Annotated in this window: 13 protein-coding genes; 3 read left to right on the top strand and 10 right to left on the bottom strand. The window is 41.6% G+C overall.

The annotated features are described in order from the left end of the window. Window positions 1–17 precede the first annotated feature (17 nt). Window positions 18–1,529, top strand: a complete 1,512-nt coding sequence (gene araA, locus AACZ88_RS19735; RefSeq protein ID WP_339714189.1) for an L-arabinose isomerase — start codon at window positions 18–20, stop codon at window positions 1,527–1,529. 29 nt (window positions 1,530–1,558) lie between these two features. Here araA and AACZ88_RS19730 read toward each other — a convergent pair whose 3' ends face one another. From AACZ88_RS19730 to AACZ88_RS19720, 3 genes are all read right to left on the bottom strand, one after another. After that, entirely contained in the window at window positions 1,559–2,395 is an 837-nt protein-coding gene (locus AACZ88_RS19730; RefSeq protein ID WP_339714187.1) for a universal stress protein, read from the bottom strand. A 181-nt stretch (window positions 2,396–2,576) separates the two neighbouring features. Further along, window positions 2,577–3,629: a response regulator gene (locus AACZ88_RS19725; protein ID WP_339714184.1), complete on the bottom strand. Its 1,053-nt coding sequence runs from the start codon at window positions 3,627–3,629 to the stop codon at window positions 2,577–2,579. A 3-nt stretch (window positions 3,630–3,632) separates the two neighbouring features. Next, window positions 3,633–5,150 carry a PAS domain-containing sensor histidine kinase gene (locus tag AACZ88_RS19720; RefSeq protein ID WP_339714181.1) on the bottom strand — a complete coding sequence of 506 codons (1,518 nt, stop codon included), beginning with the start codon at window positions 5,148–5,150 and terminating at the stop codon, window positions 3,633–3,635. A gap of 160 nt (window positions 5,151–5,310) precedes the next feature. Between AACZ88_RS19720 and upp the strand changes: the two genes are divergently transcribed. Continuing rightward, complete coding sequence (gene upp / locus AACZ88_RS19715; RefSeq protein WP_339714178.1) at window positions 5,311–5,964, top strand: uracil phosphoribosyltransferase; 654 nt, start codon at window positions 5,311–5,313, stop codon at window positions 5,962–5,964. A gap of 12 nt (window positions 5,965–5,976) precedes the next feature. Here the strand turns inward: upp and AACZ88_RS19710 are convergent, their stop codons facing one another. The 4 genes from AACZ88_RS19710 to AACZ88_RS19695 all read right to left on the bottom strand — a co-directional run bounded on the left by AACZ88_RS19710 (window position 5,977) and on the right by AACZ88_RS19695 (window position 10,420). After that, window positions 5,977–8,478, bottom strand: coding sequence for a cation-translocating P-type ATPase (locus tag AACZ88_RS19710; protein WP_339714175.1), 2,502 nt, complete (start codon window positions 8,476–8,478; stop codon window positions 5,977–5,979). A 146-nt stretch (window positions 8,479–8,624) separates the two neighbouring features. Then, complete coding sequence (locus AACZ88_RS19705) at window positions 8,625–9,389, bottom strand: exodeoxyribonuclease III (RefSeq protein WP_339714172.1); 765 nt, start codon at window positions 9,387–9,389, stop codon at window positions 8,625–8,627. Window positions 9,390–9,508: 119 nt separating this feature from the next. Further along, window positions 9,509–9,799 carry a hypothetical protein gene (locus AACZ88_RS19700; RefSeq protein WP_339714169.1) on the bottom strand — a complete coding sequence of 97 codons (291 nt, stop codon included), beginning with the start codon at window positions 9,797–9,799 and terminating at the stop codon, window positions 9,509–9,511. 108 nt (window positions 9,800–9,907) lie between these two features. Then, the gene (locus AACZ88_RS19695) at window positions 9,908–10,420 is read right to left on the bottom strand and encodes a VOC family protein (protein WP_339714167.1); all 513 of its coding nucleotides are present in this window, start codon (window positions 10,418–10,420) and stop codon (window positions 9,908–9,910) included. Between the two features lie 120 nt (window positions 10,421–10,540). On the opposite strand from AACZ88_RS19695, the gene AACZ88_RS19690 reads away from it, so the two are divergent. After that, complete coding sequence (locus AACZ88_RS19690; RefSeq protein ID WP_339714164.1) at window positions 10,541–10,858, top strand: helix-turn-helix domain-containing protein; 318 nt, start codon at window positions 10,541–10,543, stop codon at window positions 10,856–10,858. A 146-nt stretch (window positions 10,859–11,004) separates the two neighbouring features. Here AACZ88_RS19690 and AACZ88_RS19685 read toward each other — a convergent pair whose 3' ends face one another. The 3 genes from AACZ88_RS19685 to pta all read right to left on the bottom strand — a co-directional run bounded on the left by AACZ88_RS19685 (window position 11,005) and on the right by pta (window position 15,804). Then, window positions 11,005–12,351 (bottom strand): dicarboxylate/amino acid:cation symporter, encoded by a 1,347-nt coding sequence (locus AACZ88_RS19685; RefSeq protein ID WP_339714161.1) that lies wholly within the window; start codon window positions 12,349–12,351, stop codon window positions 11,005–11,007. Between the two features lie 151 nt (window positions 12,352–12,502). Further along, entirely contained in the window at window positions 12,503–13,693 is a 1,191-nt protein-coding gene (locus tag AACZ88_RS19680) for an acetate kinase (RefSeq protein WP_339714158.1), read from the bottom strand. A gap of 17 nt (window positions 13,694–13,710) precedes the next feature. Then, on the bottom strand, window positions 13,711–15,804 hold the full coding sequence (gene pta / locus AACZ88_RS19675) for a phosphate acetyltransferase (protein WP_339714155.1): 2,094 nt from the start codon (window positions 15,802–15,804) through the stop codon (window positions 13,711–13,713). Between the last annotated feature and the right edge of the window lie 23 nt (window positions 15,805–15,827).

The following is a 15,827-nucleotide window of genomic DNA, read 5'->3' as shown; positions in this document are numbered from 1 at the left end:
TACAGATACATAAATTTATGGGCATTGACATAACTGCAAAGGAAATTTGGTTTGTAACGGGAAGTCAACATTTGTACGGAGCCGATACCTTAAAACAGGTAGCATTGAATGCTAAGGAAATAGCCATTGGGTTGGATGCATCAGATCATGTTCCGGTAAAAATCGTTTTTCAACCTACCGTCAAGACCCCCCAAGAAATTACGGATATCTGCCTTAATGCCAACTCAGATAGAAAGTGTATCGGAATTATTACATGGATGCACACTTTTTCTCCAGCGAAAATGTGGATTAAAGGGATAAGCGTTTTGACCAAACCACTCTGCCATTTGCACACGCAATTCAATGCCGAGATACCTTGGGATGCTATTGATATGGATTTTATGAACCTAAACCAATCGGCTCACGGCGACAGGGAATTCGGCTTTCTTATGTCGAGAATGCGCAAAAATCGAAAAGTGATTGTGGGACATTGGAAAAATGGATCCATTCAAAAAAAAATTGGTATTTGGTCCAGAGTAGCACTGGGGTGGGATGAATTTCAACACCTGAAAGTGGCTCGTTTAGGTGATAACATGCGAGAGGTCGCAGTTACCGATGGCGATAAAGTCGAGGCGCAACTGCGTTTTGGTTTTTCGGTAAATGGGTATGATGCATCCGATGTTGTAGCGCATATTGAAAAAATTTCCGATAGCGATTTAGATAGGTTATTACAGGTATACGATGAAAGCTACGATTTGACTCCATCTTTAAAAGCGGGAGGTGAAAAAAGGGCATCTTTGGTCGATGCCGCAAAAATAGAATTGGGGCTCAGGGCATTTTTAGAGGAAGGGGGCTTTAAGGCTTTTACCGATACTTTCGAAAACTTGGGGGAACTCAAACAGTTGCCGGGCATAGCCACACAGCGCTTGATGGCCGATGGCTACGGATTTGGTGCCGAAGGCGATTGGAAAACGGCAGCCCTGCTCAGGGCCATGAAAGTGATGAGCTTCGGTTTGAACGGGGGTACATCGTTTATGGAAGACTATACCTATCATTTTACCCCTGAAAAGGCCTATGTGATGGGCTCCCATATGCTAGAAATATGTCCGTCAGTGGCTGATGAGGAAGTAGCGTGTGAGGTTCATCCGTTGGGCATCGGTGGTAAGGAAGACCCTGTTCGCTTGGTTTTTAATTCGCCACCAGGGAGTGCCATCAATGCGTCTTTGATAGATATGGGCAATAGGTTCCGGTTAATTGTAAATGAGGTGCAAGCTGTAAAACCCGGGGAAGCACTTCCAAAACTTCCCGTCGCAAGGGTATTATGGGATGCCAAACCCAATTTGGAAATAGCGGCCACCGCTTGGATTCTTGCCGGAGGAGCCCATCATACGGTGTATAGCCAAGCACTGACTATCGAATATTTGGAAGATTTTGCCGAAATGGCGGGCATAGAGTTATTGGTAATCGATACCCAAACTTCAGTTCGTGATTTTAAAGATAGAATAAAGGCAAATGAGGCCTACTATCATTTGTTTCAACGCAGTTTTTAGCCCGTTGGGTTACAATCTTGCCAGATTTTTTAGGTTTGGGGAAGAACCATAAATGGTATGGTTACATGAAACCCTATTTTTTTGATGATCGGCTCTATAAAAAGACGTTCTAAAAACGTGTGCTTATTTTGTACCATCACCAAGAGATTTATTTTACTACCGGCTTGGAAGGCATTCACCGCACTGATAATTTCATTATTCGGAACTTCATGGAAAAGGGCCGTAGAACTCAATAACTTTTCAAGCAATACTTTATGATTTTGCTGTATTGTGTTTAACGCTAAACCTGTGTGTACATGCATAACATTTATTCGGGATTTATGGTTCCCCGCAATTAACAGCAATGGCTCAATCAGCGGTTTGTCATATTCGATTTCATAATCCGTTGGGAATAAAATTTCTTTAGGTGCCTCATATTCAAACCTTGGAGGGACAGCAATTACTGGGCATTTAGACCTTTTTATAACATGTACCGTATTGGTTCCGAATAGAATTTCCTGGGCTCCGGTAGCCCCTTTGGTTCCCATAACGATCACATCGATATTCTCGGCAGCTACGGTTTCTGAAATCTCTCCCAAAAGTGTATTAAATGCCGAATGAATGATGAAACTGTGATTGGGATTGTCAAACTCGGCTATCAGCCTATTTTTAAGCTCTTCCAATTGGGTAGTTGAAGCGGTTTGTAGTACATCGCCCAAACCAATCTGACCGGGACTTCCGATAAGATATTCCGATTGATAAACTGCAGGGGTATACGTATTTAATAAATAAATCGTGCATTCTTCATTTTTGTAGGCACGTAGTGCATATGTAATGGCTTGGTAGGCATTATCCGAAAAATCGGTAGGACATAGAATTCGTATCATGATTTTAAATTTAAATAGATTTAAAATTAAGGTTCGAAAAACTAAAAGACTATGATTTCGGTCAGTTCGAGAAGATAATTCCCTAGAGGGTTTATCTTTTAATTTTTAAGAAGCCTAAGCAACGCATCAAAATGCATGATATATTGTTTCGCAGGCTCAAGTTACCCGAAAGGCCAGGGTATTAACTCATAAGCTCTAAGGCCTTCAGTTGCTTGATGCGTATATTTCTTCCTTCAATACTGATGAGTCCTTCCTTTTTAAACCCCGAAAGGGTGCGGATAAGGCTTTCTGTAGCAATACCGGCGACACTGGCCAGGTCATTTCGGGAGATTTTAATATCATCATCCTTTTTGTTGTTCATGATTTCAGCGAATTGTAAAAGTGTCTGAGCGGTTTTTTTTCGAACTGAGCTATATGCCATTTGTAGCAATTGTGCTTTGGCCTCACTGAGGTTGTTGGCAAAGAGTTCCATAAGCTCCAAAGAGATGTTATGGTTTTTTTCAAGAATGGTCTTAAGGTCATCTTTGGCAATGGCTGCAAGTTCTACCTGCTCTAAGGCAGTGGCCGATTCTTGGTAGGGTATGTTGTTCATGACCGATGTAAATCCTAAGAAATCATCGGCCCTGTAAAGTGATGTGGTCAATTCTTTGCCGTCAGCATCCATACTATGGCATTTGACAACTCCTTTTAAAATTAAATATATTTTATGCGAGTGCATACCTTCTTGATACACCGTGTCTCCAGGGTCAAAACTTACGGTTTCCCCGTTGTCGTCAAAAAAGTTTTTCAGTTCGTGCAAGGTGCGCATTTCATCCTCGGAAACCCCAAACGTATTCGGCGATTTTTTTGGAATGCGATTTAAGAGTTGGGTCTTTGCCAATCGGCTTTCTATGGCACTGATGAGGTCTTCTTCGTCAAAGGGCTTTGTCAAATAATCGTCAGCACCGAGATCCATTCCTTTTCGAATCTCTTTATGCTCTGTTTTAGCGGAAAGAAAAATAAACGGAATGTGCTGTGTTTCTTGATCGTTCGAAAGGTTTTCCAGTACTCCATAGCCATCAATTTCGGGCATCATAATGTCGCAAACAATAATATCTGGAAGTTCTTGTTTCGCTACTTCTATTCCAATTTTTCCATTCGGAGCTGTTAAAACGGAATAGCCGGAAAGCTCCAAGAGTTCTTCGGTATTTTCTCGTAATGCCCTGTCGTCTTCAATCAATAAAACTGTTTTCATACGCTATTGGGTATTAAGTTTTTTAGGTATTTTAACAATGAAAGTCGAGCCTTTGTTTACCTCACTGGAAAAATCAAGGGCAGCCCCCAAGTTTTCAAGATGCTGCTTGGCAATGTTCAGACCTATACCGGTTCCTTGGGTCAATACTGCGTTTTCAGCGCGAAAATAGCGGTTGAAAATATGTTTCTGATCACTTTTAGGAATACCAATGCCCTGATCAACAATTTTTAACCACAATTTGTCATTGTCTTCTTCTATCAGAATATTTATTGTGGAATCTTCGGGAGAGTATTTTATGGCATTATGAATTAAATTCGAGAGTACGAGCTCTAAGGTCTTCTCATCGAAAGTTATAAGTAGATCGTCAATTATCTCAGGATATTGTATGCGTTGTCCGTTTTTGAGAAGCATATTGGCGTTATAGATAACTTCGTTGACAATTTTACTGAGCGGGAAATCTTCGATTTTGTAATTCACTTTGCCCGATTCTAGGCGTTCTACCGATAAAAAGTCATTTAAAATTGTATCTAAATATTTGACCTTGTTTCGAATTGTCGTCACGTGCTTGTCGCGCTTTTCTTGTTGCTCGGTCAAGTTGTATTTGCCCAACAGCGTGACTGATGTCAGTATGGCGCTAAGCGGTGTTTTAAATTCATGGGATACTAAAGATAAAAATCGGGTCTTTAGTTCGTTCAGTTCTTTTTCTTTGATTAAGGCCTCCCTTAATTGTTTGGTGCGTTCCTCAACGGTTTTTTCGAGTTTCTGAGTGTAGTTCTTCCGTTCTGTAATATCTAGAATTATGGCGACAAAGGCATTTTTGTCACCAACTGCCGATGGTTGAAGATGAACCTCTACAGGATAAGTCGAGCCGTCTTTTCTGCCATGTATAGTTTCGAACTTCAATTTTTGCTTTTGGCCGTTCAATAGGGGAGCGATAAGATTTTTGAACTCCGACTTATTCAATTCGGGTTTAATGTCAACAGGGGTCATGGTCTCCAATTCCTCCATACTATAGCCTATATTACGCTGTGCCTCTTTGTTCACATTGGTGAAATGATATGATTCGGCGTCAAAAACATAGATTTCGTTCAATGATTCATCGAAAATACGGGCCCAATGGCTAAGTTCCCTTTCCCTTGTCTTGCGCTCGGTAATATCGATGACAAGTGCCATTATGTAGGTCGAACCGAACAATTCAAAAGGGTTTAAGCCGGCCTCTACGGCAAACTCCTCACCATTTTTTCGAATACCGTGCAAATCACGGCCATGGCCCATTTGTCGCTTCTCGCTTTTTTTGACAAAATTTTCGACATGGTGACCGTGGTTCTTTAGGTATCTTTTTGGGATAAGGGTATCGAGATGCTTCCCGATAAGTTCATTTTTATCATAGCCGAACATCTGCTCGGTCGAAGAATTGGTCGCCGTAATGATCTGTTTGGTGTTGACAACGATGATGCCTTCAGATACGCCCTCAGAAAGAAGATTGAATATATTGTTGTTGTGATTATCGAAAACCTGCATATTCCAAATTTAAAATTTTTAAATGGTTTATCGTCATATTACGTGGTCGTATGCACCAAAATTTACATGTGTTTAATTTGAACCCGTTACAATGATGTAATCTACAATACTTGCCCATAACTTTGCTGAAATCAGTATCTTTAAATAAATATGATGTCAAATGATCATTCATGAAATAGGGGCTTTCAATTCGAGGTTAACACAATTTGTAAAGGAGATACGGGATAGGGAAATTCAAAAGGATGCCATGAGGTTTCGCAGGAATATCGAGCGCATTGGGGAAGTATTGAGCTATGAATTGAGCAAGACCCTGAGTTATGATCGTGAAATTGTAGAAACACCCTTGGGAAGCAAAGAAATGTTGTTGTCCAAAGATAAACTGGTACTATGTTCCATTTTACGGGCAGGCCTGCCTTTACATCAGGGTATATTGAATTATTTTGACGATGCCGAAAATGCATTCATTTCCGCTTATCGAAACCATTATGATGATGAAGATGCTTTTGAGGTTATCGTCAAATATTTGGCTTCACCTTCCTTAACCGATAAAACTTTAATATTGGCAGACCCGATGCTGGCAACGGGCAAGACTTTAGAAAATGTACTGCGGGCAATTGCAGGGCATGGCATACCAAAGCAAATTCACATTATGGGCGTAATTGGTGCCGCTCCGGGTATCGAGTACCTTGAAAAGGTTTTTCCCGAAAATACGCACTTGTGGATTGCAGCCATAGACCCGGAATTAAACAGCCGGGGGTACATTCTTCCTGGAATCGGTGATGCGGGGGACTTGGCATTCGGACAAAAATTATAAACGAAACAGTAGCTATCCCGTTTTTGATTTTCTGAACATTTTGACCAGTTCGTACCAAAGTACGGAAACACTGCCTGCAAATAAGGAAACCAACAATTGATTTGCAGTTAAAGTTGTGAATTCAAAAAACTTGGTCAAGGGTGGGACAAAAAGTAGTAAGGCGGCCATGATAATCGTGATGCCGATTATCAAAGGAACCAATTTGTTCTTATACTTTAGCGTGGTTCCTATCGAAAAGTAAAAGGAACGATTGACGAGGGTCAAAAAGATATTGGCGCAAACCAATACCATAAAAACCATGGTTCGCGTGACGGATTCATCAAAATTCACCAGTACGGCATATTGGTATACCGATAGTGCTCCGAAAGTAATTGCCAACCCTTGAATAATACTGGTTACCAGTTCTTTAAATTTAAAAAAAGTGGTCGTAAAAGGTCGCGGTTTTCGCGCCATTGTGTTTTTCTCCATGGGTTCGTTCTCATAGATAATAGAACAGGTGGGCCCCATGATCAATTCCAAAAGAATAACATGTGATGGCGAAAATATGGTGGGATAGGCCCATCCCAAGGCCAGAGGTATAAAAACCGTTAAAATGATTGGTATGTGGATAGAGATAATATACTGTATCGCCTTTTTAAGGTTGGAATAGATTTTTCGGCCCATGGCGATGGCATCCACGATTTTAGAGAGATCATCGTCAACCAAGTTCAATGAAGCCGCCTGCTTTGCGATTTCCGTCCCTTTTTTGCCCATGGCAATACCGATATGTGCGGCTTTAAGTGCTGGTCCGTCGTTTACACCATCACCCGTCATTGCCACAATTTCGTTGTTTGCTTTTATTGCATTGATGATACGCAATTTGGCTTCGGGAAACATTCTGGTGAACACATAAGTATTTTTAACCGTTTGCCGCAGTTCGGAGTCATTCAGTTGCATCAACTCATCGCCCGAAATGCCCTTGTCATAATATTTAAAATCAATTTCTTTGGCTATGGCAGATGCCGTTGCGGCATTGTCACCGGTCACCAGTTTGACAACGATACCGGCTTTGTCAAAGTCTTGGAGTACGTTTCGTATGTTTTCTTTCGGAGGATCATAAAATGCAACAATCCCCTTAAATTCAAAGTGATAGTCCTGTTGTCTTTTAGGAAACCCCGTTCCCTTAAAATAGGCGGTCCCCACGCCTAGCAAGCGATACCCTTCTTTTCCTAAAATTCCAATGTTTTCTAAAAGCTGTTCTTTTTCTTCGGCTGTCAAGTTCGAAATTTCTAGAAAGGCTTCCGGTGCGCCTTTGGCAGCGATTATACGATGGCCTTTGTCATCCTCAAAAAGATGTGTCATCATTGGTGGCTTTCCTCCCAATGGGTATTCATGAACCATTGTATAGTTCGGTCGCTCATCGGTTGTGGTTAAATTTGAATAGGCCTCATGTAACGCTATTTCCATCGGGTCGAAGGCAATGGGTTCGCTCGCCCACATTGCCACGGTTATCAGCTCCTTTTCTTCGGGAGCTAATTCCTCTTTCACCGAACGAATTCTTTTTAAGTTTAAGGTGTAAAGTTTCACCAAACTCATTTTATTCTCTGTCAACGTACCCGTCTTGTCGGTACAAATGACGGTTGCGCTCCCTAAAGTTTCTACGGTCTTCATTTGTTTGACCACGATACCCATTTTCATAAGCCGCCACGATCCCAAAGCCATAAAAGTGGTGAAAGCAACGGGGATTTCTTCGGGGAGGATACTCATCGCAAGGGTAAGGGCTTTGAGTAGGCTATCTAAAACATCGTACGACCTAAAATAATTAATACCCCAAACCAAAAGAAAAGTAAGCACTCCGGCAATGGCCATTTTCTTTACAAAGTTTGATATTTGTCTCTCAAGGGGTGTTTTTTCCGTTTGAATCGATTCAAGGCTTTTTCCTATTTTACCGAGTTGTGTACCGTCGCCGATGGCACTTACGGTAATTATGGCCATACCACTTGCTACTGCAGTGCCACGATGTACACGATTGTCAGATTTGTCGGCATCTTTAAATACGGAAAGTGATTCACCGGTAAGAATGGATTCATTGACCGAGAAATCGCTGGAATAGACAATAGGCCCATCGGCCGGTATGGTTTCCCCTTCAGCTACCATAAGGCTATCGCCGATGACAAGTTCTTCATTGGGTATCTTAACTACTTCCCCATTTCGGATAACCGTGCAGTTGGGTTGAGTAAGGCTTTTTAGTTTTTCGAGTGCCCTGCGGCTCCTAGAATCTTGATAGAGTGATATAGAACCTACCAATAGTATGGCCGAAACCATAAAAATGCCGTCACCGAAATTTCCGCTAATAAAATAAATACCAGAAGTCACCAATAGTAAAATCACCATAGGTTCTTTTAGAATATCCTTGATCGCCGCTAAAATTTCGTTTTCCTTTTTGCCGGTAAGCGTATTTGTTCCGTGGATTTCTCTTGATTGGGTCACCTCTGTATCAGATAGCCCCTTGATTCCAAAATTATCTACAGACATATTGGCCGTGTTTCCGATAAAAGTAAGCCCAAAAAAAACAGCAAGAACTGACCGATGTCATTTTGCCACTCGTCGTTCCCCTCGATTTATACTTGTTGGGCCTGAAAGGGATATCGATGCCTGACGGCTATGGGGTATTTAGGCGTTTAAAGATCGATTTCTAAACGTATGGGACAGTGGTCAGATCCGTAAACTTCGGATAAAATCGTCACGGACTTTATCTTTTCTACCAAAACCTTACTTACCAAGAAATAATCGATACGCCAACCCGTATTGCGCTCCCGGGCTTTAAAACGATAGCTCCAATACGTATAGGCTACCGTATCGGGATGCAAATGCCGAAAGGAATCAACAAATCCGGAATTGAGAAAATTATCCATACCGTCGATTTCGATTTGGGTATATCCTGCGGTCTTGTTGTAGTTCGATTTGTCGTTCTTCAAATCGATTGCCGTGTGTGCGACATTAAAATCGCCGCAGGCAATCACGGGTTTGGTCTTTTCCAGATTCTTGAGATAGGCCAAGAAATCGGCATCCCACTTTTTTCGGTAGTCTAAACGTTCCAGTTTTTGTCCTGAATTGGGGACATACACGTTCACCAGATAGAAATTTTCATATTCGGCACATTGTACGCGCCCCTCTAGGTCATGCTCGGCGATGCCAATATCATGCGTTAAATCTTTAGATTTAATTTTACTTAGCACCGCAGTACCTGAATATCCTTTTCTTTCGGCAGAATTATAGGCAATTTGATATCCTTCCAAAGGCAATAGGGTAGCCGCGACCTCCCCATCTTGAGCCTTGGTTTCCTGTATGCAGAGAATATCGGGGGACATTTCCTCTATTTTTTCAAAAAAATCCTTTTTGACGGCGGCTCGTATGCCATTGACGTTCCATGAAATAATGTTCATCGCTTCTAATTTTAAGGTGCCGGACCCCTGAAGAAATCCTAGATTAAAGATAGGATATCGCAAGGGTATAAAAAAATGCCGCAGGCGGGAAACTGCCGAGGTAAATAGCGCCTATTCCATCATTCATTGAATTTCAGCGCATAAAGGTCGGCTTCTTTCAATGTTATTTTCAATTTGATGATTTTATTTTTTAAGGTAGAAAGATCCGCGAGGTTTTCCCAAATGACTGTTCTTGAAATCTCGTCACCTATCAATTTTTCTGAAATAGCATGCGTCAAATTGGGTATCGGATTGTTGTTGCCATCAAGCAACTCGATAGTGACATAACCACCCGCTGCGGTAGAATAATTGACTTCTAGGCCGTTACCTTTTAATCGCAGCGGCTTGGTGATAAAAAAAACCTTCCCCATACACTTTAAAACCTAAAATGAAAGCATGACATCATACCAAAAAAGCGACTGGCCTCCAAGCAGAGACCAATCGCTTAATTTACGATTTGCAATGTGTTAAACAGTGATTTATTTCGCGTATGCGCCCGAAGAATATGTCAATTCATAACTATGGGTGTAGATTTCGAATACAATTCCGAAAGGGTCTTCTACATAACACATTTTATAAGGTTTGTCATGGGGATAATATTCCCGAATCGGTATACGTTGTTTGCCCCCATGGGACACAATTTTGGCTATAAGATCTTCAATATTCGGGTCTTGAATACAGAAATGAAAAAGCCCTGTGTTAAACGGGTTGAATTCTGGGGCTTCTTTAACGCCATGTGGGAACGAAAATAATTCGATACCAATACCGTCTGATGTTGCCAAATGCGCAATTTCAAAAGACTCCCAATCTTCACCAAAAACATCGATACACATTTGACCGATGGCCGTGTCACTTTCCTTTTTTACTGTTGATGGTTCCATGATGACGTACCACCCCATTACCTCGGAATAGAATTTTACGGCTGCTTCAATATTCGGCACAGTAATGCCGATATGTGAAAATGACTTCGGATAATCTTTACTTGTTTTCATAGGATATATTTCAAGCCACAAAATTAACCTATATTTGCCCAAATGGCAATAACTTACCCAAAAGTACTATAGTTACCTAAATGAGTAAAATGATGAATATCAAATAGTTAAATATTTGAAATGAACAAAAATAAGTGTCCCCTAAATTATACCATGGGCTTGATCGGAACAAAGTGGAAGCCTTTGGTGTTGTTTCATTTGTTGGAAGGACCATTGCGGTCTGGCGTATTACAAAAGAAAGTACCGGAAATTTCCAATAAAATGTTTACCCAAACTGTTCGGGAACTGGAGAAAGACGGACTCATTTCTCGGAAGGTTTTCCCCGTCGTACCTCCTAAAGTAGAATATCAATTAAGTGCCCGTGGAAAATCGCTAGGCCCAATTTTAAAAAGTTTAGATCAGTGGGGGGCCAAAGACCTTCCGACTACTGTTATGTAACAATACAGTCGTATATATTTCCATAAAATATTAAAAGTAAAAGAATGTTTTTTGTGAGGCTTCCTTAGATATCCCTTGTCTTAAGAGAGAGAATAGTTTAGGTGTAAAATCTTTTTTCATTATTTATTTGATAGATTACGGTTTGGCTAAACTGCATTTTGAATTTCAGGTTTAGTTATAATGGTCGTAGTATTTGATAGGGTACCATAAAACTTGTTGAAAATCATGCATGCCGTTAAATCTCCAGTTACGTTCACTGCTGTTCTAAACATCCCCAAAATACGGTCTATGCCAATAATGACGATTAGACCGTCAATCGGGATACCTGAACTCTGCAATACGGACGCAAGAATAATAACTCCACCGCCAGGAATGGCTGGTGTTCCTATTGAAGCAGCTACCACCGTAAATGTGATCAATATGAGGTTCATTAACGACAATTCCATACCATAGGCCTGTGCCATAAATATTGTAGTGACGCATTGAAATAATGCAGTACCATCCATATTGATCGTAGCCCCAACCGGAATAACAAAATCGCTGATGTTAGAGGATACATCTAACTTTTCATCGGCTGTTTTCATTGAAATTGGCATTACAGCAGCTGAGCTGGCGGTAGAAAATGCCAAAAGTTGTGGTTCGCGTATCGCTCGTAGAAATATGAAAGGATTTTTCTTTACGAATAGTAAGACCAGCACTAGGTAGAAAATCATTAAGAGCATTAGACCGATTATCACCACTACCATATAGTACCCCAAACCAAGGAATATGTCAATACCGGTTCTGGATAGCAAAGCTGCCATTAGGCCAAATACGGCATATGGTACGAGAATCATTGCCCATGATACCACAATCATGCAAATTTTCTGAATGGCTTCGGTAAAATTGATAATAGGTCTCGCCTTTTCATTCTCTAACTGGGTTATTGCGACACCAATTATGATGGTAAAAATAACGACGCCCAACATTTCTCCCGTCAAAATCGATTCTAGCGGATTATTCGGAATGAGGTTGGAAATAGTAGCTGGGATATTTTCAATGAGATTTGGCGCCTCAGTGGATACTGATTGTTCTGCACTGCTATTAGGAAACCCACCCAACTTATAAATATATTCCCCCGGTTTCAAAACAAGGGTTATTAACAAACCGATAATAATGGAAACAGCGGTTGTGAAAACAAAATACAATAGCAGTCTCAAGCCAAAGGTTTTTAGATTATCTGTTGTGTTTCCTACAATTCCCGATATTATTGAGGCAAATATCAATGGGATCATAATCATTTGAACCAATCTCATAAAAATTTGGCCAGGTAGGTCAAGCCAATTGGCCAATTCTAAACTCAATACTTCAGAAACCAATCCTGTAGTGGGGTTGAGAAGAATTCCTAAGCCAGCTCCTAAAATCAGTCCGATAGTCACTTTGAGCCATAGGCGACCTTTTACCAAGTGATCTAAGTAAATTGATAGTTTATTAAGGGATCTTATTTCTAGCATTGTGTAATGATGTACTTATGGTTTGCCAACAATTGTATTTAGTCGTTAGCGTAATATTCATTGAGATAAATGTTTACATAGCGCTAGTATTTGGTCAAATTTCAGAGTTACAAATAACAGCAATTTATTGAAGTTCAATATGCTAGTAGATTTAATCATCCGAACTGATTGAAAATACCTGTCGTGCGATTTCCAACTCTTCGTTGGTGGGTACGACCAAGACTTTTACTTTGGAGGTGGCCGTGTTTATTTGCCGTATCGATTTAGATCGGACGCTATTTTTTTTATCATCCAGCGTGATGCCCAAATAGTCCATATCGGTACATACCAATTTTCGAATAAGGCTTGAATTTTCTCCGATACCAGCGGTAAAAATGATGGCATCCAGGCCATTCAGCACAGCGGTATAGGCGCCAATGTATTTTTTAATACGGTAGGCGTTCATTTCCAAAGCCAATTGACAGGCCGTATTGCCAATTTCGGCATCGTTTTGAATATCGCGCAGATCGGTAAATCCGGTCAAGGCAAGCATACCGCTATGTTTTGTCAATATTTTATTGACTTCTGCCAGCGAATACCCTAGGGTGTTTACCATATGAAAAATCAATGAATGGTCGATGTCCCCACTTCGAGAGCCCATAATGAGTCCGTTTGATGGGGCAAAACCCATACTGTGGTCGATACTTTTTCCATCTTTTACCGCGGTCATACTACAACCGTTGCCTAAGTGTACGGTAATCAGTTTCGATTTTTGCAATTGCAGGTGTGCGATGGCTCGTTCGGCGACATATTTATGGCTGGTACCATGAAAGCCATAGACCTGAATGCGGTGTTTTTTAAACAGTTCGTTGGGTATTGCATATTTTTTTGCGCTAACGGGAATGGTCTGGTGAAAGGCGGTATCAAAAACGGCGAACTGCCCGGCGTTTTGAAAAATTTCTTCGGCAATGTTAATGCCTTCCAAGTTATGGGGGTTATGTAACGGTGCCAAAACCGAAAGTTCATGAATCTTATCTTTTACGGCTTGGGTAACGGGTGTGGTTTTAGAAAAGGAGTTTCCCCCGTGTACGACCCGGTGACCAATAAGCGCAATTTCATCGGTATTTTTGATAACGCCTTGCCGAGGATCTAGCAAAAGTTCGGCGATTGTTTTAAAGCCGGCCTTATGGTCGGGTATAGCGGCTACTTTGTCAATGGTTACGGTATCGGTCTGGTATTTCAATATGGTATCCGTTTCGCCGATACGTTCGACGACTCCCGTACAGATAACCTGCTCTGAAGGCATCGCCATCAATTGGTATTTAATGGAAGAACTACCGGCATTAATGATGAGTATGTTCATGTTTTTATGCTAAAAAATTAAAGGCCCTGGGCTTGAATGGCGGTTATGATTACGGTATTGTAAATGTCTTCTACCGTGCAGCCACGACTTAAATCGTTTACGGGTTTGTTCAAGCCCTGCAACATGGGGCCGATAGCCAAGGCGCCGGTTTCCCGTTGTACCGCTTTATAGGTGTTGTTACCCGTGTTGAGGTCGGGAAAAATAAATACACTGGCTTGTCCCGCGACTTCTGAATCGGGGAGTTTACTCTTGCCCACGCTACTGTCGACGGCAGCATCGTATTGTATGGGGCCTTCAACCTTAAGGTCAGGGCGTTTTGTTTTAATAATATCGGTGGCTTGGCGTACACGGTCAACATCTTCGCCTACGCCAGATGCTCCTGAAGAATAGGAAAGCATCGCGATTTTAGGCTCGATACCGAAAGCAGCACTCGTGGCTGCCGAGGAGATGGCGATTTCCGAAAGTTGTTCAGCCGTCGGGTTCGGATTGATGGCACAATCACCAAATATAGTGACGCGGTTGGGGAGGCACATAAAAAATACCGAGGAAACAATAGAAACCTCAGGTCTTGTTTTGATAAATTGCAAGGCTGGGCGTATCGTATGTTGGGTGGTATGCACCGCCCCCGATACCATACCGTCAGCGTGGCCTTTGTAGACCATCATGGTTCCGAAATAAGAGACATCTTCCATCAAATCTTTGGCCATGGCCAGATTGACGTTTTTATGTTTTCGCAGTTCGAATAGGGTAGTGACATAGTCTAAGAAATGGGGAGATTGGGTCGGGTCGACAATGACGATGGATTCGAGGTCAAGCTCCAGGTCCAGTTCCGCAATTTTTGTGCGTATTTGTTCGGGGTCGCCCAGTAGCGTTAAGGTGACCGCTTCGCTATCGAGTAGTTTTTTGGTTGCGATAAGAATGCGTTCATCGGTACCTTCGGGCAGTACGATATGTTTTTTGGCTGTTTTCGCTCTTTTTAACAGGTTATATTGGAACATTCTTGGCGTAATGCCTTCTGCCTTGAAGGTAATGAGTCGTTGGGCCAGTTCGTTGGTCGGCACATGTCTCTCAAACTCTTGTATCGAAATATTGATTTTTTCCTTGTTTTCGGCATACATTCTTGGGCGTATGGTTCCCATACGGTTGGTAACGGAAAACGTTCCGCCTTTGACCGAAAGTATGGGGATAATATCAGAAAGACCCTCGATCAATTTAATAATCGAATCCTCTGGCATAAGTCCTCCCGTAAGCACGATACCGGATAGATTGGGGTAGTTGGAAGAGATATTCGCCTGTAAAGCACCCAAAATAATATCGGCCCGATCGCCAGGAGTGATGACCAAGCTGTCTTTTTTTAAATGGGTAATATAGTTGCGTAATTGCATGGCACCTACACTGAACGCCTCGACCTGATTGTTTAAAAATTCGGAACCGAACAGTACTTCAGCATCGAGTTCTTTGGCAATTTCTTTTATGGTTGGGCTTCCCAACACCTGATTTAATGGAATAACTCCGATCAATATTTTGGCAGGCAATTTTTTTTGGAGTCCTGAAATTACAAGGTCTACATTTTCAGGCTGCACTTTATTGGCTACGGCCATCAAAACTTCGACCCCTTTTTCCTTAAAAGAATCATAGGCCATATATAGGTTTCCGACCAATTCGTTCAAGGTCTTGCCAGTTCCACTGGCAATTATAACCGCAGGAATACCTAGATTTTTTGCGATAAGCACATTGATATCCCATTCGATGATGGCACCTTCGCCCGAAAAGTCGGTTCCTTCCACCAAAACAAAATCGAACCGTTCTTCGATGGCCTTGTAGGTATGAATGATATGGCTCAAAATTTCATCATCCTTGTCCAAATTCTTAAGTTGAACGACCTGACTTCGAGTATAGGCATAGGCTTCTTCGAACTCAAGGTCGACCTCAAAATGGGTCAACACCGTATTGATGTGGTTGTCGATGGAAGCGTCTTTAAAATCATCGATTATAGGCCTGAAATAGCCCACTTTTGCGGTTTTCCCCAATAGTAGTTGCATCATTCCCAGTGAAATGATCGATTTGCCACTATTGGGTTCGGTAGTGGCGATATATAATGCTTTGCTCATAAGAATATGTTTCCTTCCTCTAA

The sequence above is a fragment of the uncultured Kriegella sp. genome, assembly GCF_963975415.1.
Classification (GTDB): domain Bacteria; phylum Bacteroidota; class Bacteroidia; order Flavobacteriales; family Flavobacteriaceae; genus Kriegella.
Note: the sequence above shows the minus strand (reverse complement) of the source record. Positions and strands in the feature narration are given on the sequence as shown.